Raw genomic sequence first — 20,811 nt, 5'->3', positions numbered from 1 at the left:
AGGCTGCACCTGCCAACAGGAGATCATGATGAACACCCGTATCCGCCGCAGTGCCGGTCTCTTCGCCGCCGCCGCGGTGCTCCCCCTGGCCCTGACCGCCTGCTCCGGCGACAGCGGTGACTCGGGCAAGTCCGACTCCCCCAGCACGTCGTCGTCCACCAGGAGCAGCGACGACATGAGCGGCGGGTCGAACAGCGCCGCCGGCAGCGCGGACCAGCCGTTCGGCCCGGCCTGTTCCGCCGTGCCGGACAGCGGTGCCGGCTCCTTCGACGGGATGGCCAAGGACCCGGTCGCCACCGCCGCTTCCAACAACCCGGCCCTGTCCACCCTGGTGACAGCGGTGAAGAAGGCCGGTCTGGTCGACACCCTCAACAACGCGCAGGACATCACCGTGTTCGCGCCCACCAACGACGCCTTCGGCAAGATCCCGAAGGCCACCCTGGACAAGGTCCTCAACGACAAGGAGATGCTGACGAAGGTCCTCACCTACCACGTCGTCGGCCAGAAGCTCACCCCCCAGGACCTGGAGAACGGGTCCTTCGACACGCTGGAGAAGTCGAAGGTCATGACCTCCGGCTCGGGCGGGTCCTACACGGTCAACGACTCCGCCAAGGTCGTCTGCGGCAACGTCAAGACCGCCAACGCCAACGTCTACATCATCGACACCGTCCTGATGCCCAAGAGCTGACACCCCCGCGCCGAGGACGCACCCACAGCGTCGCCTTGCCGGGAGCGCATCCGGCGGCGCGCGTCCTTCCACCGGGGCACCCACCGGCAGGGTCTGGCGGGTGCCCCTCGCCAGAGGGCTGGGGCGCGGGCTCCCGGGCCCGCGCCCCAGCCCTCCGAGCGTGCCGTTCACCCGTCCGGGGAGGGAGACAACAACACCATGGAACAATCGTCCGACGCGACGTCCCGCCGCGAGCGGGCAGCCCGCGCGGGGGACCTGCGCCGTACGGCCGTCATCGGCAGCGGAGTGGCGGGGCTGACCGCCGCGTACATATTGGCCCGCGCCCATCACGTCACTCTCTACGAGGCCGACGACCGGCTGGGCGGCCATGCCCACACCCACGACCTGACCGCGCCCGACGGCCGTACCCATCGCGTCGACTCCGGGCCACTGTCCGCCCTCGCCCTGGCCGGCACGGCCGTATGGGCTGTCGGCCTCTTCTTCGAGACGGTCGGCGACGCCCAGCTGGCCCGCTTCAAAGCCGACCGGGCCAACCAAGGCCGGATCATGGACCGGGGCCTGTGGTCGTGGACCCGGCACCCCAATTATTTCGGGGACTTCTGCGTGTGGTGGGGGCTGTTCCTCGTCGCCTGCGACGGCGGATGGCAGGCCGCCGCGGTGTCCGTCGTGTCACCGCTGGTGATGAGTGTGCTGCTGATCAGCGGAAGCGGGAAGCGGCTGCTGGAGCGGCGCATGGCCGGCCGACCCGGCTGGGACGCCTACGCGGCCCGCACCAGCGGCTTCTTCCCCAGGCCGCCACGCCACCGATGAAGTGCGCGGGGAGTCCGCCGACGGGCGGGCTCCCCGCGCAGTCGTCATGCCGGCACACCGAGCAGGGCGACCGGTGCCGAGGTGGGCTGCTCGGATCCACCGGCCGGCTCCACCGTGATGCCGATGCCGGAGGCGCCGTCGACCTCCCCCCGCATCAGCACCGCCTGAGTGCTGCGCTCGGGGTCCATCAGGCCGGCCGAGCGCATCTCCTCGCCGTCGGCGAACCACAGCTGGTACACCTTGCCCCGAGGCGGTGCGGCCATGTGGGAGGCGACGAACACCGCCCGGTCCAGGCCGGCGGAGACCACCAGCGTGCCCGCGCCGCCCGGCACCTTCGCCGAGCGGGACTTGGCGTCGGGCGCCGCCAGCACACCGGCCAGGTCCTCGACGTACCGCTGTGCCTGGGCCGCCTCGTGCGAGGCGTCCTGAGCGCGCTGGAACTGCCACACGGCGGTCCCGCCGAACGCAGTGGCGGCGGCCACACTCGCGGCCAAAGCCAACCGGGCCAGGCGCCGGCCGCGCGGTACGCCGCGGCGTACCCGCTCCAGGGGCGCGGCACCGGGCGGCACCTGCCGCACGGTCGTGATCCGCTGCAGTACCTGCTCCCGCATCACGGGGCGCGCGCGCACCGTGGAAGCCAGAGCCAGGCGCCCGGCGGTGGCGGTGAACTCGGCGACCTCCTGCCGGCAGTCGTCGCACTCGGCCAGGTGACGCTCGAAGACGGCACGTTCCTCACCGTCCAGCGCGTGCACGGCGTAGGCACCGGTCAGCGCATGCAGATCGGTCGTGGTCACGCGGTCACCCCCAGACAGTCGCGGAGCCGGATGAGTCCGTCACGCAGCCGGGTCTTCACCGTCCCCAGCGGAAGTGCCAGCGCCTCGGCGACCTCCCGATAGGTCAGCCCGCGGTAGTAGGCGAGAGTGACCGACTGGCGCTGCAACTCGGTCAGGGTCCGCAGGCAGCGCCTCACCTGCTCCTGCTCCAGCCGGGTCTCGACCTGCTCGGTCACCTCGTCGTAGGCGGGCTGATGCTCCAGCAGCGCGGCCTTGGTGTCGCGGGCCGCCGCGGCTTCCGCGGAGCGGACCCGGTCCACCGCCCGCCGATGGGCGAGGGTGAGGATCCAGTTGATGGCCGTGCCCCGCTCGGGCCGGTAGCGCGGGGCCGTGCGCCACACCTCCACCAACACCTCCTGTGCCACCTCCTCCGACTGCGCCTGATCGCGCAAGACGGCCCGGGCGACCCCGAGGACGGAGCCGGCCACGGCGTCGTAGACCGCGGCGAAAGCCTCCTGATCTCCCAGCGCCACCTCGTGGAGCAGCTGTTGCAGATCAGGTTGGACAGTCGGATCACTACCGATGTACACAGGTTCCTTCACAATATTTCTCCCGTGAGGGCGGCCCCCCGGGGGGGCAGAACGGCCTTGCGTAATCCGAGGCCGCAAGGGCTGGGGATTGGCCCCCCGTGCATAACGGTGCGGTTTCGACCTTGGCGTCCATCAGTCCGGCTCCACGCCGACCGGGCCGGGCCCCGACTGATCCGCGCTGACGCCGTCGGGCAGCCGGGCGGCGCTCTTCCGAGGGCGTGCACCCCGCCTCCCCGAATCCCACTGACCCCACCGGGGCGGAAACTGATCGACCTCTCCCGGTCAGCGACCGGAAACGCGCAGCGGTGGGGGGAGGCCGGCGGCGGAGCTGACCCGCACGGTTCTCAGCGGGTCGCCAGGCCCTCCAGCGCTTGCACCGCGTCCGCCAGGCCATGGGGACGGGCGGTGCCCGGGGCGGGGCGGCCCGACCAGCCGGGGCCGAGGGTGAGGACCAGGGGGCTGCGGCGGGCGCCTCGTACGCCCCATTCCATTGCCGCCACGTGCTGGGCCAGGGGGCGGCTCGCCGTCGTGCGGGACTGCGCCCACAGGGCGACCGCCGCCGGACCCGTCCTGCGGACCGCCGCGATCAGGGACTCCACCGGGAGCGCGCCGCCGAACATCCGCACCGGGATGCCCCGTTCGGCCAGTGCGGCGGACAGCACCTCCAGGGCGAGCGTGTGGTTGTCCCCCGGCACGCACGCCAGGACCACGGACGCGCCGGGGCGGTCGGGGGCCGTGTCCGGCGCGGCGCGGCGGAGGGCGCCGGAGACGTGCCAGGAGAGGAAGTGCTCCACCTCGACGTACCGCTCCCCCGACGACTCCCACTTGCGTCCCACCGCCTGCAGCGTCGGCACGATCACCTCCGTCCAGGCGGCGACGAGGCCGTGTTCCCGTATCGCGTCGAGCAGCATGCGGTCGAGGGCGGCCGCGTCGAGGCGGAGGGCGGCGCGGGCGATGCCCTTGCACTCCTGACGGGCGTCGCCCAGGCGGAGGCCGCTGCCCGCGCGGGAGGCGGGCGCGGCCTCCGGGGCGGGTGCGCGGCGTGGCAGGACGGACAGCGGCGCGGCGGACGCGGATGCCGGCGCCGGCGTCTCGCGGGCCAGGCGTGCCGCCTCCGCCGGCGGAATTCCCGTCGCCGTCAGCGCGCACATCCGCTCCAGGCGGGCCACGTCCGCCGGGGTCCATCGGCGGTGCCGGCCGCCGGTGTGCCGGTCGGGGCCGAGGCCGTAGCGCTGGTCCCAGGTGCGGACCGTGGTGGGGGCGACGCCCAGGCGGCGCGCCACCTCGCCGGTGGTGAGCCCGCCGGGTCCGGCCGGTTCCGCGCTCTCGCTCATGCCTCCACCGTACGCCTTACGACGCACAAACGACGCATGTTGTCTGCGTCGATTTGCCGGGTCGACACTGGGGGCAGTCCCGCAGTGAGCGGTACTCCTTCGAAAGGGATGATCCCGATGCGCTCCCGTTTCCCCGTCGCCATCGCCGCCTCCACCGGTGCCTGCGCCCTCGCGCTCGGCGTCGCCGCACCCGCCATGGCGGCCCCCGCCGCCGAGCAGGACACGGCGATGGTCTCCGTCGTCCACGGCATCCCCGACATGACGGTCGACGTGTACGCCAACGGCGACGAACTGCTCTCCGACTTCGAGCCCGGCACCGTGACCGACCCGCAGTCCCTCAAGGCCGGCACCTACGACATCCAGATCTTCGAGGCGGGCCAGGGTCCCGACGGCACCCCGGTCCTGGAGAAGACGGTCGAGGTCGGCGAGGGCGACACCGCCACGATCGCCGCCCATCTGAGCGCGGACGGCACGCCCCAGCTGACCGCGTTCGCCGACGACGTCTCCAAGGTCGACCCCGGCCAGGGCCGGCTGACCGTCCGCCACATCGCGGCAGCGCCCGCCGTCGACGTGCGCGCCGGCGGTGAGCCCGTCTTCACCGGTCTGACGAACCCGAACGAGGACAGCGCCGTGGTAGACGCGGGCACCGTCGAGGCCGACGTGGTCCTCGCCGGCACCGACACCGTGGCCCTCGGCCCGGCCGAGCTGAACGTGGCGGAGGGCGCCGGCACCGTCGTCTACGCCTGGGGCAGCGCCGAGGACGACAACCTCGCCCTGGCCACGCAGAAGTTCAGCGGCATGGACTCCATGCCGAAGGCCGTCCACGCGGGCGGCGACGGCACCGCCGTGTCCGCCAACTCCACCGACTGGACGCCGGGCTGGGCCGCCGCCGGCGGTGTGGTCGCCGTGGCCGGTGTGCTGGCCGCCCGCCGCTTCGTGGGCAAGCGTGACTGACACCTCGCGGCGGCGCGGGGGACGGGCCGTGGCGGTCGCCGTGCTGGCGGCCGTCACGGCGGTGGTCCTCGGGGTGCTGTGGCTGGCGCAGGGGCGACAACAGGCCGCCCCGCCCGCCGACTTCGGCGCCGTACCGCCGGCGGCCGCCAGTGACACCGGCAGGCCGTCCGGCGCCGCGCCGCCGCCGTCCGTGGCCGAGCGGGCGGCCGTACGGCAGGCCCCGCCCGAGCGCGTTCTCGTGCCCGCCGTCGGGCTCGACGCCCGGGTCGAGGGCGTCGGCGTGACACCGCGCGGGGACATGACCGTGCCGGACGATCCGGCCGTGGCCGGCTGGTACCGGTACGGTCCCGAGCCCGGCAGTGCCGAGGGGTCGGCCGTGCTGGTGGGGCACCTCGACAGCGAGACCGGTGACCTGGGCGAGTTCGCCGCGCTGAGGGACGTACGGCCCGGGGACACCGTGGAGGTGCGGCGGGCGGGGGCCGAGCCCGTCGTCCACCGCGTCACCGCGCGCGCCACCGTCCCGAAGGACGAACTGCCGCCGTCCGCCTTCCGCCGCTCCGGGCCGCCGGTGCTCACGCTCATCACGTGTGCGCCGCCGTTCGAGCCGGAGCGCGGCGGGTACACCGCCAACCTCGTCGTGACGGCGGAGCCGGTGGACGCCCGGCAGGGCCCCTGAGTCACCTGATCGCGTCTGCCGTTGTCCGTTCGTTCGGTGCCGTTTCGAACTGGCCGCGACCAAACAGACGTTCTCCGGTGCAAGCTTTCGATCATCACCGGTCATCCACGAAAACCCCCACACTCCGACATGTTCTGCCCGCCTACCGTTCCAGCGCGGCCAGGGCCGAAGAGCTGTGTTCCCGGAGGCCGCCGCGAGCACGAAACGACTGGAGAGGGAGACACCCGTGGCAACTGTGGAAGTGTCGCTGAAGGACGTCATGACCAGCGTCGAGGGGGCCCTGGGGGCGGCCGTCGTCGACTACTCGAGCGGCATGGCGCTGGGCACGCTGGGCGGGGGCAAGGACCTGGACCTGACCGTCGCGGCAGCCGGCAACACCGACGTGATCCGCGCCAAGGTGCGCACGATGGAACTGCTGGGTCTCTCCGGGCAGATCGAGGACATCCTCATCACCCTGGAGTCCCAGTACCACCTGATCCGGCTGGTCACCGGCCGCAGCGGCAACGGACTGTTCCTGTACCTCGTGCTGGACAAGTCCCGCTCGAACCTGGCGATGGCCCGCCACCAGCTCAAGCGGGTCGAGGAACAGCTGGAAGTGTGAGCCGCCCCGGGGCACGGCCGACGCGCGCCCACGATGTGAAGACTTCTTCAAGTCTCCACATGAACATGGTCCCAAGCCCTGGGCGCGTGTCACACCGAGCCAGAAGGATCGGCGGCGAAGGACGGCACATCGTGCGGTGGCGCCCCCTCAGGGCGCCACCGCGTACCGGATAACATCCCCGACGCGGCAGGGAGCGCGCACCCATGCAAGTCCCCCTCTACCAGGCCAAGGCAGAGTTCTTCCGGATGCTGGGCCACCCGGTGCGCATCCGGGTGCTGGAGCTGCTGCAGCACGGGCCGGTGCCGGTGCGGGACCTGCTGGCCGACATCGACATCGAACCGTCCAGCCTCTCCCAGCAGTTGGCGGTGCTGCGCCGGTCCGGCATCGTCGTCTCCGTACGGGAGGGCTCCACCGTGACGTACGCCCTCGCCGGCGGCGACGTCGCCGAACTGCTCCGCGCGGCCCGTCGGATCCTCACGGAGCTGCTGGCCGGCCAGAGCGAACTCCTCGCCGAGCTGCGGCAGGTGGACGTACCGGTGCCGTCGGCGCCCGGGGGCGGGGAGGGGTAGGCCGGGCGCCGGCGCCTCGCGGGCGGGTCGTGTCAGTCGTGTGCCGTGGGGTCGAAGCCCTCCGGTGCCCGGTCGAGGAAGGCTGCGATCGCGCTGATCCGGCCGTCCTCGGCGAACTCGATCACATCGGTGCCCGTGGCGAAGGACGTCCCGTCGCCGGTGAGGATCTCCCAGCGGAGGCGGGCCCTCCCGTGGTGGACTTCGGGCTCCTCACGGCGGCGGACCGTGGCGGGACCCGCGTGGGACACGAACTGGTCCCGGAAGTCCGCCAGCGCCGCCGCGCCGCGGAGGAGGCCGACGAGGGCGCGGTACTCGACCTCGTCGGTGAAGACCGTGGCGGCCAGGCGGTCCCTGTCGCCGTCGGGGCCGGTGTTCCAGAAGCGTGTGTAGCGCTCCAGCTGGGCGAGCGGGGTCGTCGTCCCGGTCATGGAGTCGGTCATGGCAGGTTCCTTTCGCTCCGCGCGGTGCCGTGCGGCGGACCGCGCTCCTGTCTCCGACTGTGCGCGGGCGAGGGGCGCGGAGTCCATGACCTGCGAGGTCATTGCCGTCGTGCGCCCCACGCGGCAGCCTGGGGCTCATGACGACGACCACCGCACCACCGGTCGGAGTGCTGCTGCGGCGCTGGCGTGAGCGCCGCCGTCGCTCCCAGCTCGACGTGGCGCTCGCGGCCGAGCTGTCCACCCGCCACCTGAGCTGCGTCGAGACCGGACGCGCCCGTCCCAGCCGGGATCTGGTCCGGCGGCTGTGCGACGAGCTGGACGTGCCGCTGCGGGAGCGCAACCCGATCTATCTCGCCGCGGGCTTCGCCCCCGTGCACCGGGAGCGTCCCTTCGACGACCTGGGCGCGGCGCGGGCCGCCGTGGAGGCGGTGCTCACCGGACACGAGCCGAACCCGGCCCTCGCGGTGAACGTACGCTGGGAGCTGCTGGCCGCGAACCGTGCCATGGGGCTGTTCCTCGGCGACGTGCGGCGCGGGCCGTCGGACCCGCCGTTCAACGTGCTGAAGGCGACGCTGGGGCCCGACGGCATGGCGGGGCGCGTCCTCAACCTCGCGCAGTGGCGCGCGCACGTCCTGCGCCGGGTCCGCCGCCAGCTGGAACGGACGGCCGGCGCCGGTCTCGCGGAGCTGCTCGCCGAGCTGGAGAGCTACCCGGTGCCGGATGGGGCGGACGAGCCCGGCCCGGGCGGGGAGGCGCAGGACCTGGTGGTTCCGCTGCGCCTGGCGTCCGAGTACGGGGAACTGGCGTTCCTGTACACGACGACCGTCTTCGGGTCGCCGCGGGACGTCACGCTCGACGAGATCGCCATCGAGACGTTCTTCCCGGCGGACGGGCGCACGGCCGAGCTGATGCGAGGGCTGGCCGGCTGAGGCCGGGGCGCGCGCTGTCCGGCCGGCGCCGGGTGCGGTGCCCTGTCTCAGGCGTCGCCGAGCGTGTCCAGGCCGGTGAGGGCGCCGACCGGGTCGGGGTCGGGCGTGCCGCGCGGCCACCAGTCGTCCTGGCCCGGCTCCGACTCGTACGCGTACCAGAGGTGGTCGCGGCCCAGGCGGAGCTGGACGTGGCCACGCGGGTGCGTGAGGCGGTTGCGCCACGGCCGGAAGGCGGGGAGGTCCGCCGCGAGCAGCAGCGGGCGGGCGCGGTCGAAGCGGCCGGCCGGCGGGTCCCACGGCTCCTCCAGCACGGCCAGTCCGGTCGGGCCGCCCTGCCGCCACGCGGCGACCGCGCGCGCCAGGTCGCCGGGCGTACGGCCGGCCGCCCGCGCCAGTGACGCGTAGAGCGCGCGGGTGCCCGCGGTCAGCCCCGAGCCGGGGCGGGCGGCGGCCAGACGCACCGCGTCGTGCCACAGGGACAGCGGGCCGACCGGGTCACGGCCCGTGGTGAGCAGGGCGTGCGCGCGGGCCGCCGCGTCGGTGGCGAGCTGGTCCAGCGCGAACGGGTCCGGGCCGCCCGGGGACGCCGGGTAGACGGGCGGCTGCTCCGGGTGCGACGGAGGCGGCAACGGCGCGGGCGGCGGCGGGAGTCCGGGACCTCGACGGGACACGGCGTCGGTGGCGCGCATGCCCGGCAGCTGCTCCGGCTCCCGTCCCTGGGCCGCCCGTGCGGCACGGGCCGCGCTGAGGCGGGAGAGCGCGTCGATCACCTCACGCTCGCCGCGCCCGCGCAGCAGGAGCAGCACGAACGGGTCGGCGTCCAGGAGACGGGCGGTCTGGTAGCACAGGGCGGCCGCGTGCTTGCACGGGTGACCCGAGTCGGGGCAGCTGCAGCGGGGGGCGAGGTCGCCCGGGCCGGGCAGCAGGGGGACGCCGCAGTCGGCGAGGGACTGCGGCATCTCCTTGTCCAGCAGGGCGGCGATGTGGCCCGGGCGGTCGGCCGCGGCGTCCAGGAAACGGTCCCAGTCGGCTTCGTCGAACGTCCGCAGGCGTACCTGTACGCGGTACGGGCGCGGGCGGCTGCCCTGCACGTACGCCAGGACCAGTCCCGGCGTGACGGTGATGGCGTCCACGTGCCCCTGCTGGGCGTAGCCGCGTCCGCGTGCGAGGCGGGCGGGGTCGAGCGCGCCGTCCTCCAACGCGGTCACCCACGCCCTCCCCCACCAGGTCTCGGCGAAGGGTTCACCGTCACCGGAGGGGCGGGGCGGGAACGGAGGGAAGGTACGGCGGTGGTCGCCGTCGCGGGCGGGGGCGGCCATGGAACGGGGGGTGGCCGGGTTCGCCGGCGGTGTGGCGGTCGCGGGGCGGACGGGCGCGTCCCGGCGGTCGCCGGCGGCGGCCGAGTCCCGCGGATGGTCGAGGGCCGGTGTCCGGTGGTCGGAGGCGGAGGCCGGTCCTCGGCCGGGTGCGGCGGTGTCGAGGGCGGGGCCCTGGTCGGTGGTGGGGACCTGCGCCGCGTCAGGAGCGGAAGCCGGCTCGGCGGAGGTGTGGGTGTCCGGCGGCTCCGCTGCGGGGCCGTGCCTCGGGTCGTCCGCGGCGGCGGGATGCGCCTCGACGCCGGACGCCCGGTCGTCCGCCACGTCGGGCATGCGGAACGCGTCGGCGAGGGTTTCGCGGATCTCGCGCGGGCGGCGGTCGGCGGCGCGGTCGCCCCGCGTGGTGCGGGGGATGCGCGGCGCGGGATCACGACGGGGACGCTTCGCCGCGTCCACCTGCTCGCGGGCCAGGGCTCGCGCCCGTTCCTCACGGGCGGCGCGCAACGCCTCCCGGGCGATGTCGCCGGGGCGGGACGCCTCGTGCCCGTACGGACCTCGGTCGGCGGGGCCGGGCGCGGCAGCGTCGGGGGCAGCCGGGTCCTCGTCCTCGCGAGTGGCGCCCACGGCGCCGATGGGGCCCTCCCCCGCGCGCGGACGTGCCGCGCTTGGCGCTTCTCCCTCGGCGGCCGAGGGCGCCTCCTGGGAGGGCGCGTCCCCCGCCTGCGGCACCCCGTCGCCACCGGCGGACGGCGCAAGCTCCGCCTGCGACCCGGCGACCGCCTCCGACGCCCCCCGCGCATCACTCGACGCTCCGCGTCGCGCCCGCCGAGCGCGGTGCAACGCCTCCCGCGCCGCATCGGACGGACGGGGCGCGCGGCCGGCCTGCGCGGCCCTCTCCCCCGAGGCCGCCGCACCACGCAACGCCTCCCGCGCGCCGTCAGCCGGGCGCGACACCCGGTCGCCCGGGACCGACACCTCGCCCGGTACGGACCCCTCCCCCAAAGCCCCCGCACCACGCAACGCCTCCCGCGCCCCGTCAGCCGGGCGCGACTCCCCTCCGGACCGGACCGACGGGTCTACCGTGCCGGACTCCCCGGCCGAGAACGCCGCGCGCCCCAACGCCTCCCCCACAGTCGCCGCACCACGCAGCGCCCCCCGCGCCCCCTCGGCCGGGCGCGACACCCGGTCGCCCGGGACCGACACCTCGCCCGGTACGGACCCCTCCCCCAAAGCCCCCGCACCACGCAACGCCTCCCGCGCCCCGTCAGCCGGGCGCGACTCCCCTCCGGACCGGACCGACGGGTCTACCGTGCCGGACTCCCCGGCCGAGAACGCCGCGCGCCCCAACGCCTCCCCCGCCCCCTCAGCCGGACACGACACCCGGTCGCCCGGGACCGACGCGCCACCCCGTACGGACCCCTCCCCCAAAGCCCCCGCACCACGCAACGCCTCCCCAGCCGGCGACTCCGACTCAGGCTGCGTGCCCCCCGCGACCGGAGGGGTCGGCTCCTCGGAAGAGACCGCGTCCCCGGTCGCGACACCCTTCTCGCGCGCCGCGCGCAGCGCCTCCCTCGCCTTGTCCGACGGGCGCGGTGTCATGGCGTCCTCCGCAGGGACACCAGGTCGGACAGCTCGCGGTCGGAGAGTTCCGTCAGGGCCGACTCGCCCGAGCCCAAAATCGCGTCGGCGAGGGCCCGCTTGGACTGGAGCATCTCGGCGATGCGGTCCTCCACCGTGCCCTCGGCGACGAGCCGGTGGACCTGGACGGGCTGGGTCTGGCCGATGCGGTACGCGCGGTCGGTGGCCTGTTCCTCCACCGCCGGGTTCCACCAGCGGTCCACGTGGACGACGTGTCCCGCGCGGGTCAGGTTCAGTCCCGTCCCCGCCGCCTTGAGGGACAGGACGAGCACGGGGACCGCGCCGCTCTGGAAGCGGTCCACCATCCGCTCCCGCTCGGGCACCGGCGTACCGCCGTGCAGCAGGTCGACCGGGACGGCGCGCTCAGCGAGGTGGCGGGTGATCAGGCGGGCCATGCCGACGTACTGGGTGAAGACGAGGGCGGAGCCGTCCTCCGCGAGCACCGTGTCCAGCAGCTCGTCGAGGAGGGCGAGTTTGCCGGAGCGGGCGGCGAGGCGGTCGCCGGCCGGGGCGTGCTCCTCCTTGAGGTACAGCGCGGGGTGGTCGCAGATCTGCTTGAGCGAGGTCAGCAGCTTCAGCACCAGGCCTCGGCGCCCCATCCCCTGCGCGGTCTCGATGGCGATCATCGACTCCCGCACCACCGCCTCGTACAGCGCGGCCTGTTCGCGGGTGAGCGGCACCGGGTGGTCCGTCTCCGTCTTGGGCGGCAGCTCGGGGACGATGCCCGGGTCGGACTTCTTGCGCCGCAGCAGGAAGGGGCGGACCAGGCGGGCCAGCCGCTCGACCGCCTGCTCGTCCTCGCCGGTCTCCACCGCGCGCGCGTGCCGGGCGCGGAAGGACTTGAGCGGGCCGAGAAGGCCGGGGGTGGTCCAGTCGAGGAGGGCCCACAGCTCGGAGAGGTTGTTCTCCACGGGCGTGCCGGTGAGGGCCACCCGGGCGGGCGCCGGGATGGTGCGCAGGGCCTTGGCGGTCGCCGAGTGCGGGTTCTTGACGTGCTGGGCCTCGTCGGCGACGACCATGCCCCACCGCTGTTCCGCGAGGGTGGGGGCGGCGGAGCGCATGGTGCCGTAGGTGGTGAGGACGAAGCCGCCGTCCAGGCCGTCGAGGGTGCGGTCGGGGCCGTGGAAGCGGCGTACGGGCACGCCGGGTGCGAACCGGGTGATCTCCCGCTGCCAGTTGCCGAGCAGGGACGCCGGGCACACCACGAGGGTGGGCTCCGAGCGGGCCCGCTTCAGGTGCAGGGCGATGAGGGTGACGGTCTTGCCGAGGCCCATGTCGTCGGCGAGGCAGCCGCCCAGGCCGAGGGAGGTCATGAGGTCGAGCCAGGCCAGGCCGCGGAGCTGGTAGTCGCGGAGGGTGGCGTCGAGGCCGGGCGGGGGTGCGGCGGGCCGCACGCCCGCGACCAGGCGGTCGCGGAGGGCGGCCAGCGTCCCGGCGGGCACCGCCTCCACCGTCTCGCCGTCGACCTCCGCCTCCCCGGTGAGGGCGACGGACAGCGCGTCGACGGGGTCGAGCAGCCCCAGATCCCGCTTGCGGGCCTTGCGGACGAGCGCGGGGTCGACCAGCACCCACTGGTCGCGGAGCCGGACGACCGGGCGGTGCGCCTCGGCCAGGGCGTCCATCTCGGCCTCGCTGAGCGGGTCGCCGCCCAGGGCGAACTGCCAGCCGAAGCGCAGCAGGTCCTCGCTCTCGAAGAAGCCGGTGCCGTCGGTCGCGGAACCGGGCGCGGAGCGGACGACGGCCGTGGCCGTGAGGTCCTGGGCCAGGTCGCGCGGCCAGTGCACGGCGACCCCGGCCGCGCCGAGCCGGGTGGCCGCCACGCCGAGCAGGTCGCTCAACTCGTCCTCGGACAGGGCGAGGACGTCCGGCACGTCCTGGTCGGCGAGCCGGTCCAGCGGGGGCCAGACGCGGGCCGCGCGCCGCACCGCGAGGGCGGCGTCCACGCGTGCGCGGGGTCCGAAGCCGTGGTCGGCCTCGCCGGACCAGAGGGCAGCCGCGTCGGTCACCAGCGTCGGGTCGGACAGGCTGTGCACCTGCACGATCGCCGCTCCCGCGCCGCGCGCGCCGCTGCCGCCCGAGGTCCCGTGGGCGTCGAAGAGGTCGTGCGCGGACAGGTCCAGGCGGAGCGAGATCCGTACGCCCGCGTCCATGCCGGCGGCGACCTCCGCGGCCCAGTCCCGGGCGTCGGGCAGCCGCTGGGGCCGCCGCGCGGCGAACGGCAGTCCGGAGGCGTAGGGCGCGGCGGGCGTGCGGGGCAGGGTGTCGGCGACCGCGTCGAGGAAGGCGCGGACCAGCGCCTCCGGCTGGGGCAGGCGCAGGGGGCCCGGGCCGGGCAGCGGCGCCGCGTGGCCCTCGTACGGGAGGGCGGCGGCGATCGCGCGCAGGTGGGTCACGTCGTCCGGTTCGAGCGGGCCGGCACGCCAGGCGTCGTACCCGTCGGCGGTGAGGCCGGGCAGCAGGCGGCCCCGGGCGGTGAGGCGCAGGGCGTGCAGGGCGGCGGCGCCCCAGCAGGCGGTGGCCGGGTGGGCCGCCGGATCGTGCCGGGCGCGGACCAGCAGGGGCAGGGCCTCGTCCACGGGCAGGGTCAGCGCGGGCACGGTACGGCGGCGCACGCTCGCGCCGTGCGGGCGTACGACGGTGAGGTCCGTGCGCCGGGCTTCCCCGGCCTCCGGGGGCACGTCCGCGCCGTCCGGGTCGTAGAAGGCGATCCGTCCGTCGCGGGGGAGCGGTGCGGGCAGGAACACGGCCGGCAGCGACGGCGCGACGAGCCCGTCGGCCGTCACGACACCTTCGGCCGTCGCCGTCGCCCCGTCCATACGCCTTGCCACCTCCCCGCCCGTCCGTCGGACCAGTCGTCTTCGACTCTACGGGCGGGGTCCGACAATCGGCTCCGGCGGCCAGGTCGGGCGGCGGGTCACGGCACCGTGCGGGCCACGACGTACACGCGCGGGTAGCCGGGTTTGTCGTGGTTGACGACGACGTCGTGCGTGGGCGCCGGGTTCTTCTGCTCGTGCACCAGGCCGGACCAGGTGCCCGGGCCGTCGAAGGTCCAGCCGGTGACGTCGCGGTCGCGGTCGCCGATGGGGAGGCTGTCCTTCCGCAGGTCCTTCTCCGACATGCCCATGCTGGTGAGGAAGGCGGTCAGACCCGCGTCGCTGGTCTCGAACTCGACGTAGAGGCGGCTGGTCTTCCAGTTGTTCGTCTCGTACGAGGCGACCCACCAGGCCGGGTGCGGCACGGGCACCTGGTAGATGCGGCGCTGGAGCTTGGACGGCCAGCCCTCGGTGAGGCCGGTCGCCGAGTACTTCGCCTCCTTGTCCTTGCCGCTGGCCCGGCTCTGGTTGGCGGAGATCACCAGGTAGCCGGCCGGGACGCCGATGAGCAGGACGATGATCAGCAGGGTGAGGGCGCGGCGGCGGATCATGTGCCGCCGGTCCTCACCGGGGTGCGCCCCGCCCTGCCCGTCGGGGCGGCCGGGGTCGTTCGCCGGCGGGAGAAGCGGGCCCGTCACAGCGACTCCGAGGGGGAACGGCGGGCCTCCGCGAACTTCTCGTAGCGCTCGTACCGCTCGACCCGGCGGCGCTTGGCGCGGCGGAAGCGGCGGGCGACCAGGCGGGCCAGGTCGGCGGCGCCGACCATGCCGGCCTCGGGACCGAGCTGGGCGCGCACGACGCGGGCCTCGGGACGGTAGCCGCGCCCGGTGAGGTGCCGCTTGAAGGCGTCCCGGGCGGGGCCGATGAGCAGGTCGTCGGCCGCGGAGACGCCGCCGCCGATGACGAAGCAGGAGGGGTCGAGGGCGGCGGCCAGGTTGGCGATGCCGACGCCGAGCCACTGGCCGATGTCCTGGAGCAGCTCGATGCACATGGCGTCGCCCTCGCGGGCCAGCTCGGTGATCATCGGGCCGCTGATGTCGCCGATGTTGCCCTTGACGTGCTCGATGATCCCGTAGGCGACCGGGGAGTCGGCGGCGGCCAGCTCGCGCGCCTCGCGCACCAGGGCGTTTCCGGAGCTGTACTGCTCCCAGCAGCCGCGGTTGCCGCAGGGGCAGCGGTGTCCGCCGGGGACGACCTGCATGTGCCCGAACTCGCCGGCGACGCCGTACTTGCCGCGCTTGACCTGGCCGTCCTCGAGGATGGCGCCGCCGATGCCGGTGCCGAGGGTGATCATGACGAGGTTGTCCTCGCCGCGTCCGGCGCCGAAGCGCCATTCGGCCCAGGCGGCGGAGTTGGCGTCGTTGTCGACGAGGACCGGGACGGCGAGGCGTCCCGCGAGGCGGTCGCGCAGGGGTTCGTTGCGCCAGGACAGGTGGGGGGCGAAGAGCACCCGGTTGCGGTCGGCGTCGACCCAGCCGGCCGCGCCGATGCCGACGGCGTGCACGTCGTGCCGGTCGGAGAGGTCCAGGACGAGCTCCACGATGGTGTCCTCGACGACCTTCGGGCTCTTGGACTTGTCGGGAGTCTCGGCGCGGAGCTTCTCCAGGATGTTGCCGTCGGCGTCCACGACGCCCGCCATCACTTTGGTGCCGCCGATGTCGATGCCCACGGTCGGCACCCGGGGCGCCGACAGGTGGGAGCGGCGCTCCCGCGTGCCGACCGTTCTCAGGACGGTCGCGCGCCGGGAGCCGATGGGGGCGGTGAAGTCGCGGTAGGTGCTCATCGGGTGCGATTGTGCCGCACGGGGGCCCCGATCGCGGTACCGGGCAGGTGACGGGGTCCGTCGGATCCGGCACCGGAAGCGGGTGGACGCGCGACGGAGGCGTGCCCTCCGCCGTTCGCGTCCGCACCGGTCGGCGCGCTCCCACCGTACGCCTGTGCATCGCGTCACATTGTCCGGACAATGCGACGACCGGGGCCGCCCGGGGGCCGGCTCAGCTCCGTACGAGCAGCTGGAACTCGAAGGAGTACCGCGAGGGCCGGTAGGTGTGCGTGCCGTACTCCACCGCGCGCCCGGTGTCGTCGAAGGTGACCCGCTGCATGGTGAGCAGCGGGGCGCCGGGCTGTTCACGCAGCCGCTCGGCCTCGACGGCGGTGGCGGCCCGCGCGCCGATGGTCTGGCGGGCGCTGTGCAGGGTGATCCCCGCGGCCCGCATCAGCCGGTACAGGCCGGTGGCCTCGAGCTGGCCGGTGTCCAGGTCGAGCAGGCCGGTCGGGAGGTAGTTGCACAGGTACGCGATGGGCTCGCCGTGCGCGGAGCGCAGCCGCTCGACGCGGTGGACCTCGCCGCCCTCGGTGACCCCGAGCGCGGCGGCGACCTCGGCGGACGCGGCGACCATGGTGTTGACCAGCACGGTGGTGGTGGGACGCTGCCCCGCCGACTCCAGGTCGTCGTAGAGGCTGCTCAGCTCCAGCGGGCGTTTCACCTTGCTGTGCACGACCTGGGTGCCGACGCCGCGGCGGCGCACCAGCAGGCCCTTGTCGACGAGCGACTGGATGGCCTGGCGGACGGTCGGCCGGGACAGGCCGAGGCGCGCGGCCAGCTCGATCTCGTTGCCCAGCAGGGTGCCGGGGGTGAGGGTGCCGTGCTCGATGGCGGACTCCAGCTGCTGGGCCAGCTGGAAGTACAACGGCACGGGGGAGCCGCGGTCCACGCTCAGCTCCAGCTGCACGGTCGGGTCCACTTCTGGTTTCGGCACGAAGCGAGCGTATCGGCGCGGGCTGTTGACGGGAAGTCGTGTAGTTCGGTTGTCCGGACATACGCATTGACAGGGAGCGGTCCGAGCCCCACTTTGTTTCCATGCGCATCGGGGTCATCGGTACGGGCCGTATCGGCACCATTCACGCCCACACACTCAGCAGGCACCGCGAGGTCGGGTCCCTCATTCTCACGGACGTCGATCCGGCGCGGGCCCAGGCCCTCGCCCACCGGCTCGGCGAGACGGCGGCGCCGGGGGTGGACGAGATCTACACCTGGGGGGTCGACGCCGTGGTGATCACCACGGCCACCTCCGCCCACGCGGACCTGATCGCGCGGGCGGCGCGCGCGGGTCTGCCGGTCTTCTGCGAGAAGCCCATAGCCCTGGACATCGCGGGCACGTTACAGGCGATCACGGAGGTGGAGACCGCCGGGACGGTGCTTCAGATGGGCTTCCAGCGGCGGTTCGACCGCGGGTACAGGGGCGCCCGCGAGGCGGTACGGACGGGCAGGCTGGGGCGGCTGCACACGGTACGCGCGATGACCAGCGACGCCGAGCCGCCGGCCCCCTCCCTCCTGGCGCAGTCGGGCGGGCTGTACCGGGACACGCTCATCCACGACTTCGACGTCCTGCGCTGGGTGACCGGCCGGGAGGTCGTCGACGTGTACGCCACCGGGTCGGACGCGGGTCCGCCGATGTTCCGCGAGGCGGGCGACGTCGACACGGGCGCGGTGCTGCTCACCCTCGACGACGGCGCCCTCGCCACGGTCACCGGGACCCGGATGAACGGCGCCGGCTACGACGTGCGCATGGAACTCGCCGGAGAGCGCGACCAGATCGTCGTCGGTCTCGACGACCGTACGCCCATCGCGTCCACCGAGCCGACGGGACCGCCCGCCGCGGACAAGCCGTGGACCGGCTTCCTGGAGCGGTTCGGACCCGCGTACGAGGCGGAACTGGTCGCGTTCGTCGAGGTGGTGCGGGGCGAGCGGCCCAACCCGTGCGACGGCCGTGAGGCCCTGCGGGCGCTGCTGATCGCGGAGGCGTGCGAGAGATCGCGGCGGGAGCGCAGACCGGTGCGGCCGGCGGAGCTGCTGAGCAGCGCGCAGGAGGCGCTGACGTGAGACACGGGGGTGTCGGGCGACACCCCCTCCTTCATGTCGTCGTGCTTCTCGTGCCCTCATGAAGGGCGGGCCGTCACCGGGAGGACCGTCCCCTGCGCCACCGCGCACAGGGTCTCCTCGTCGTCCTCCGTCACCGTGAGGAGGTCGCAGCGGGTGACCGCCTGGCGTCTGCCCGCGTGGACGACGGCGGCGCGGGCGCGGAGGGTGCGGCCGGTGGCCGGACGCAGGTACTGGACGGAGAAGCCGCCGGTCAGCACCGACGGTCCGAGGACCGCGCCGGCGGCGAAGGTGAGCGCGTTGTCGGCGGCGTAGGCGAGGACGCCGCCGTGCAGGAAGCCGTTCTGCTGGTGCAGGTCCTCCCGGATGTCGATCTCCAGGGTGGCCCCGCCGTCGCCGAAGGCGGTGACACGGGCGCCGAGGAGCCTGCTGAACGGCTGGGCGTCCAGCAGCTTCCGTGCGGCGGCGAGGTCGAGTTCGGGCGGCGGGGTCACGGTGCGGGGCTCCTCGGAACGGCCGGTGGACGTCACGGGCTGTCGGTCTCCTCCAGCAGGCCCGCGTCATGGGCGAGCAGCGCGATCTGGACACGGTTGTTGAGGTCGAGCTTGGCCAGGATGCGGGAGACGTGCGTCTTGACCGTGGCCACGCTCATGTACAGCGCGGCGGCGATCTCCGCGTTGGCGAGGCCCCGGCCGACGGCCACGGCGACCTCGCGTTCGCGGTCGTTGAGGGCGGCGACGCGGTCGCGGGCGCGGGAACGGCGGCCGTCACCCGGTCCCGGGTCGCCGGCGGCGTGGGCCATCAGCTGCCGGGTGACCGCGGGCGACAGCACCGGGTCGCCGGCCGCGACGCGGCGTACGGCGGCGACGATCTCGGCGGGCGGGGTGTCCTTCAGCACGAAGCCGGCCGCGCCCGCGCGGAGTGCGCGCAGGACCTGGTCGTCGGCGTGGAAGGTGGTGAGCACGACGATCTGCGGGGCGTCGTCGCGGCCGCGCAGCGTCTCGGTGGCGGTGAGGCCGTCGACGGAGGGCATGCGGATGTCCATGAGGACGACGTCCGGGCGGGTGCGGTCGACGAGTGCGCTGACCTCGGCGCCGTCGGCGGCCTCTCCGACGATCTCGATGTCGTCGGCGCCGCCCAGCATGAAGGAGAGGCCGGCGCGGACGAGGGGGTCGTCGTCCACGAGGAGCACGCGGATTCTTGTCATGGGCGGTACGTAATCATGCACCGGGGTGTCGCGGCCGAGGGTGTCCGCGCAACTCGTCGCTTGCGGGCGCCCCGAGGGGCCCGGGAAACGGCGCGACCAGCCCCCCCCCCCCCCCCCCCCCCCACGGCCCGCACCCGGCGCGAACGACATGGCGAAGCACCCCCCGAGCCGCAGGTACGGCGTGCAGCCGAGGTGCGGTGCAGAGGTGCCGTGGTGGGGACCACGTCTAGCGCCACGGCAGCCGTGCCCTCACCTCGAAGCCGCCCTCCGGGGTCCGGCCGTGCGCCAGGGAACCCCCAGCCAGCGTCGCCCGTTCCGTCAGGCCGATCAGGCCCTGGCCCGCGCCGGGAACCGGGGGGACGTCCCCCTCCGGGGGCGGGTTGTGGACCCGCACGGTGAGGTCCTCGCCCGGGCCGCCGGAGACGGAGACCGTGACCTCCGTGCCGGGGGCGTGTTTGCGGGCGTTGGTCAGGCCCTCCTGGGCGATGCGGTAGGCGGTGCGGCCGACGGAGGCGGGGACGGAGGCGGTGTGGGTGACCCGCTGGTCCAGGGTGACCTTCATGCCCGCCTGGCGGGACTCGGCGACAAGGGTGTCGAGCGCCGCCAGCGTCGGCTGCGGACGCCCCGCGTCCTCGCTGTCGCCGGCCCGCAGCACCCCGATGATCTCCCGCAGGTCCTGGAGTGCCTCGTGGGCGCTCTCCCGGATCACACCGGCCGCCCGCGCGATCTCGTCGCGCGGGGCGTCGGGCCGGAACTCCAGCGCGCCCGCGTGCACGCTGAGCAGCGTCAGCCGGTGCGCGAGCACGTCGTGCATCTCCCGCGCGATGGCCTCGCGGGCGAGCCGCTGCGCCTGTTCGGCCCGCAGCCGCGCCTCCGTCTCGGCGCGCCGGGCCCGGTCCCGCAGGCTGAGCATGAGCTGCCGTTTGGACCGGACGAACATGCCCCAGCCGACCGTGGCGACGGTCAGCACGAGGAGAAGGACGACGACGGCGAGGTACGGCAGGTCGGGGTCGGGGCGCCACCAGAAGTACAGCGGCGTGAGCGCCAGCTGCGCGCCGGCCACCCAGGCCACGTACCGGAACGGCCGGTGCACGGCGAGCGTGAACAGGGCGATGATCGCGACGCCGCCGGAGGTCTCGGAGAGGAAGCCGACCGGCACCATGGCCACGGCCAGGCCGAACGGCCACCGGCGGCGCAGCCAGACCGCCGCGCAGGAGAGCGCGCCGAGCACCTGGTCGAGGACGGCGACGGCGCGCGGGAGGTCGGTGTTGTCCCGCAGTGCTTCGGCGCCGAGCAGTCCGATCAGCACCGCGAGCAGGAAGCAGGAGAAGTCGACGACCCAGTCGCGGGCGGTTCGCCGGGGACGGCGGCCGGAGCGGCTCGCGTCGGGGTCGAGCTCGTGGATGAGGGCGGACGGGAAGAACCAACTGGGCCCCGTGTACGCGGGGGCGGTCCTCGCCGCCTTGTCATCGGTCACGGTCGACAAATCTATGCAGTGGGCGCCCGGTACGGCGCCTCGCGGGCGGAATCGCC

The 20,811-nt window shown here is 74.5% G+C and carries 19 protein-coding genes and 2 pseudogenes; 9 read left to right on the top strand and 12 right to left on the bottom strand.

Annotated elements, in window-relative coordinates:
* The first annotated feature begins 28 nt into the window (after positions 1-28).
* The 3 genes and pseudogenes from MTR79_RS10530 to MTR79_RS10520 all read left to right on the top strand — a co-directional run.
* Positions 29-688 (top strand): fasciclin domain-containing protein, encoded by a 660-nt coding sequence (locus tag MTR79_RS10530; protein WP_244789840.1) that lies wholly within the window; start codon positions 29-31, stop codon positions 686-688.
* A gap of 198 nt (positions 689-886) precedes the next feature.
* Positions 887-1,114, top strand: a pseudogene (locus MTR79_RS10525) (FAD-dependent oxidoreductase); the annotation flags it as partial.
* A pseudogene (locus MTR79_RS10520) lies at positions 1,112-1,498 on the top strand (DUF1295 domain-containing protein); the annotation flags it as partial. The pseudogenes MTR79_RS10525 and MTR79_RS10520, both read left to right, overlap by 3 nt.
* A 44-nt stretch (positions 1,499-1,542) precedes the next feature.
* On the opposite strand, the gene MTR79_RS10515 reads toward MTR79_RS10520, so the two are convergent.
* The 3 genes from MTR79_RS10515 to MTR79_RS10505 form a co-directional block, all read right to left on the bottom strand.
* Positions 1,543-2,292, bottom strand: a complete 750-nt coding sequence (locus MTR79_RS10515; RefSeq protein WP_244789838.1) for an anti-sigma factor — start codon at positions 2,290-2,292, stop codon at positions 1,543-1,545.
* Positions 2,289-2,873 (bottom strand): sigma-70 family RNA polymerase sigma factor, encoded by a 585-nt coding sequence (locus MTR79_RS10510; protein ID WP_102637678.1) that lies wholly within the window; start codon positions 2,871-2,873, stop codon positions 2,289-2,291. Before MTR79_RS10510 ends, MTR79_RS10515 begins: the two co-directional genes overlap by 4 nt.
* A 332-nt stretch (positions 2,874-3,205) precedes the next feature.
* The gene (locus tag MTR79_RS10505) at positions 3,206-4,195 is read right to left on the bottom strand and encodes a MerR family transcriptional regulator (protein ID WP_244789836.1); all 990 of its coding nucleotides are present in this window, start codon (positions 4,193-4,195) and stop codon (positions 3,206-3,208) included.
* Positions 4,196-4,312: 117 nt separating this feature from the next.
* Between MTR79_RS10505 and MTR79_RS10500 the strand changes: the two genes are divergently transcribed.
* From MTR79_RS10500 to MTR79_RS10485, 4 genes are all read left to right on the top strand, one after another.
* Complete coding sequence (locus tag MTR79_RS10500) at positions 4,313-5,149, top strand: DUF4397 domain-containing protein (protein WP_244789834.1); 837 nt, start codon at positions 4,313-4,315, stop codon at positions 5,147-5,149.
* On the top strand, positions 5,142-5,825 hold the full coding sequence (locus MTR79_RS10495) for a class F sortase (protein ID WP_244789832.1): 684 nt from the start codon (positions 5,142-5,144) through the stop codon (positions 5,823-5,825). Before MTR79_RS10500 ends, MTR79_RS10495 begins: the two co-directional genes overlap by 8 nt.
* A gap of 226 nt (positions 5,826-6,051) precedes the next feature.
* Positions 6,052-6,426 carry a hypothetical protein gene (locus MTR79_RS10490; RefSeq protein WP_048455402.1) on the top strand — a complete coding sequence of 125 codons (375 nt, stop codon included), beginning with the start codon at positions 6,052-6,054 and terminating at the stop codon, positions 6,424-6,426.
* A gap of 203 nt (positions 6,427-6,629) precedes the next feature.
* Positions 6,630-6,995 carry a metalloregulator ArsR/SmtB family transcription factor gene (locus MTR79_RS10485; RefSeq protein WP_048455403.1) on the top strand — a complete coding sequence of 122 codons (366 nt, stop codon included), beginning with the start codon at positions 6,630-6,632 and terminating at the stop codon, positions 6,993-6,995.
* Between the two features lie 32 nt (positions 6,996-7,027).
* On the opposite strand, the gene MTR79_RS10480 is transcribed toward MTR79_RS10485, so the two are convergent.
* On the bottom strand, positions 7,028-7,435 hold the full coding sequence (locus MTR79_RS10480) for a nuclear transport factor 2 family protein (RefSeq protein WP_086705501.1): 408 nt from the start codon (positions 7,433-7,435) through the stop codon (positions 7,028-7,030).
* A gap of 137 nt (positions 7,436-7,572) precedes the next feature.
* Here MTR79_RS10480 and MTR79_RS10475 point away from each other — a divergent pair, with 137 nt between their 5' ends.
* On the top strand, positions 7,573-8,364 hold the full coding sequence (locus MTR79_RS10475) for a helix-turn-helix transcriptional regulator (RefSeq protein ID WP_244789830.1): 792 nt from the start codon (positions 7,573-7,575) through the stop codon (positions 8,362-8,364).
* A 47-nt stretch (positions 8,365-8,411) separates the two neighbouring features.
* On the opposite strand, the gene MTR79_RS10470 is transcribed toward MTR79_RS10475, so the two are convergent.
* The 5 genes from MTR79_RS10470 to MTR79_RS10450 form a co-directional block, all read right to left on the bottom strand.
* The gene (locus MTR79_RS10470) at positions 8,412-10,700 is read right to left on the bottom strand and encodes an SWIM zinc finger family protein (protein ID WP_244789828.1); all 2,289 of its coding nucleotides are present in this window, start codon (positions 10,698-10,700) and stop codon (positions 8,412-8,414) included.
* Between the two features lie 575 nt (positions 10,701-11,275).
* Positions 11,276-14,134, bottom strand: coding sequence for a DEAD/DEAH box helicase (locus tag MTR79_RS10465; protein WP_244789826.1), 2,859 nt, complete (start codon positions 14,132-14,134; stop codon positions 11,276-11,278).
* A gap of 98 nt (positions 14,135-14,232) precedes the next feature.
* On the bottom strand, positions 14,233-14,829 hold the full coding sequence (locus tag MTR79_RS10460; RefSeq protein ID WP_086705282.1) for a sugar kinase: 597 nt from the start codon (positions 14,827-14,829) through the stop codon (positions 14,233-14,235).
* Positions 14,826-15,974 carry an ROK family glucokinase gene (locus tag MTR79_RS10455; RefSeq protein ID WP_048455408.1) on the bottom strand — a complete coding sequence of 383 codons (1,149 nt, stop codon included), beginning with the start codon at positions 15,972-15,974 and terminating at the stop codon, positions 14,826-14,828. Before MTR79_RS10455 ends, MTR79_RS10460 begins: the two co-directional genes overlap by 4 nt.
* A gap of 211 nt (positions 15,975-16,185) precedes the next feature.
* Entirely contained in the window at positions 16,186-16,923 is a 738-nt protein-coding gene (locus MTR79_RS10450) for a GntR family transcriptional regulator (protein ID WP_181383166.1), read from the bottom strand.
* A 128-nt stretch (positions 16,924-17,051) separates the two neighbouring features.
* Here MTR79_RS10450 and MTR79_RS10445 point away from each other — a divergent pair, with 128 nt between their 5' ends.
* A complete protein-coding gene (locus MTR79_RS10445; protein ID WP_086705284.1) occupies positions 17,052-18,074 on the top strand; it encodes a Gfo/Idh/MocA family oxidoreductase in 1,023 nt (340 codons plus the stop codon).
* Between the two features lie 56 nt (positions 18,075-18,130).
* Here the strand turns inward: MTR79_RS10445 and MTR79_RS10440 are convergent, their stop codons facing one another.
* The 3 genes from MTR79_RS10440 to MTR79_RS10430 form a co-directional block, all read right to left on the bottom strand.
* Positions 18,131-18,565 carry a PaaI family thioesterase gene (locus MTR79_RS10440; RefSeq protein WP_244793110.1) on the bottom strand — a complete coding sequence of 145 codons (435 nt, stop codon included), beginning with the start codon at positions 18,563-18,565 and terminating at the stop codon, positions 18,131-18,133.
* Between the two features lie 32 nt (positions 18,566-18,597).
* On the bottom strand, positions 18,598-19,278 hold the full coding sequence (locus MTR79_RS10435) for a response regulator transcription factor (RefSeq protein ID WP_244789824.1): 681 nt from the start codon (positions 19,276-19,278) through the stop codon (positions 18,598-18,600).
* 226 nt (positions 19,279-19,504) lie between these two features.
* Positions 19,505-20,755 (bottom strand): histidine kinase, encoded by a 1,251-nt coding sequence (locus MTR79_RS10430; protein ID WP_244789822.1) that lies wholly within the window; start codon positions 20,753-20,755, stop codon positions 19,505-19,507.
* Between the last annotated feature and the right edge of the window lie 56 nt (positions 20,756-20,811).

It is taken from the genome of Streptomyces sp. BJ20 (genome assembly GCF_022869105.1).
GTDB lineage: Bacteria > Actinomycetota > Actinomycetes > Streptomycetales > Streptomycetaceae > Streptomyces > Streptomyces griseoincarnatus.
Note: the sequence above shows the minus strand (reverse complement) of the source record. Positions and strands in the feature narration are given on the sequence as shown.

Bases quoted from the DNA above. Each gene is read 5' to 3' on its own strand.
- MTR79_RS10485 (WP_048455403.1), top strand. From the start codon at position 6,630: ATGCAAGTCCCCCTCTACCAGGCCAAGGCAGAGTTCTTCCGGATGCTG.
- MTR79_RS10445 (WP_086705284.1), top strand. From the start codon at position 17,052: ATGCGCATCGGGGTCATCGGTACGGGCCGTATCGGCACCATTCACGCC.
- MTR79_RS10480 (WP_086705501.1), bottom strand. From the start codon at position 7,435: ATGACCGACTCCATGACCGGGACGACGACCCCGCTCGCCCAGCTGGAG.
- MTR79_RS10505 (WP_244789836.1), bottom strand. From the start codon at position 4,195: ATGAGCGAGAGCGCGGAACCGGCCGGACCCGGCGGGCTCACCACCGGC.
- MTR79_RS10455 (WP_048455408.1), bottom strand. From the start codon at position 15,974: ATGAGCACCTACCGCGACTTCACCGCCCCCATCGGCTCCCGGCGCGCG.
- MTR79_RS10500 (WP_244789834.1), top strand. From the start codon at position 4,313: ATGCGCTCCCGTTTCCCCGTCGCCATCGCCGCCTCCACCGGTGCCTGC.
- MTR79_RS10530 (WP_244789840.1), top strand. From the start codon at position 29: ATGAACACCCGTATCCGCCGCAGTGCCGGTCTCTTCGCCGCCGCCGCG.
- MTR79_RS10475 (WP_244789830.1), top strand. From the start codon at position 7,573: ATGACGACGACCACCGCACCACCGGTCGGAGTGCTGCTGCGGCGCTGG.
- MTR79_RS10435 (WP_244789824.1), bottom strand. From the start codon at position 19,278: ATGACAAGAATCCGCGTGCTCCTCGTGGACGACGACCCCCTCGTCCGC.
- MTR79_RS10465 (WP_244789826.1), bottom strand. From the start codon at position 14,134: ATGGACGGGGCGACGGCGACGGCCGAAGGTGTCGTGACGGCCGACGGG.